The organism is Bartonella sp. AA126HLJHH, assembly GCF_042197425.1.
Classification (GTDB): domain Bacteria; phylum Pseudomonadota; class Alphaproteobacteria; order Rhizobiales; family Rhizobiaceae; genus Bartonella.
Genome location: NZ_JBHIRU010000118.1, coordinates 1 through 698 on the forward strand (window position 1 = coordinate 1; position 698 = coordinate 698).

A 698-nucleotide genomic window follows, 5' to 3' on the forward strand; every position below is an offset into this window, starting at 1 on the left:
TACAAAAAGGGCTGTTTAAGCGCTTTTCGACACTTCTCTTCGGGATGACAGCACCAGGCTGACAAATGGGAAGGTCTCTACCGTTAAAAGGAGAACACCAGCTAGCTCTCCCTTTATAATGGAATCCTGCTTGGATCATGCAAGCATCAATCGTTGCATTCTCATTGTTGCTTAACTTTTGAACTTCATCCTCAAGATAATTAAGGTGTGGCAAACCACACTCTAGCAATGCTTTTCCTACCTCCGTAGAATCTGCTCCTAGCTTCTCCCACACAGCCGTCTCTCCTCGAGGAGGTTTATCAATGTTTTCAATATCACATCCAGCAACCGTTAACAGAATGAGCAGGCTTAATAAATTAAACAACATTTTCATTTTTTGTTCCCTGTTCTCGTTGAATGAAGTTTGTTAAAACCAAATGAACCATAATTAATTTGACACTCACGACTCGCATCAGCATAACAATTATGGGGGCTCGGGTTAAGGCCCAAGACCGCTCTCCCCATCTCTCTGAGAGGATTAGTTGCTATAGTAAATAAACTGTTTGCTGCAAATATCGTCATATAAAAAGGATTTTTTATACCTTTCTCCAAAAGTGAAAAATCTAGATTTAAAGGTGCCTTATAAGCCGTAGGCCAATTGTAACCAATCACTGTACTAATGGGGTCTAACATATGACCTTGTATGTAGATATAATTTT

At 39.8% G+C, this 698-nt stretch carries 1 protein-coding gene and 1 pseudogene; both read right to left on the reverse strand.

Annotation, left to right across the window (positions count from 1 at the left end; all coding sequences use genetic code 11):
• On the reverse strand, positions 1-373 hold a 373-nt coding region (locus ACFIQC_RS10050; RefSeq protein WP_375707150.1), incomplete at its 3' end, for a hypothetical protein.
• Positions 370-698, reverse strand: a pseudogene (locus ACFIQC_RS10055) (hypothetical protein); the annotation flags it as partial. The pseudogene ACFIQC_RS10055 and the gene ACFIQC_RS10050, both read right to left, overlap by 4 nt.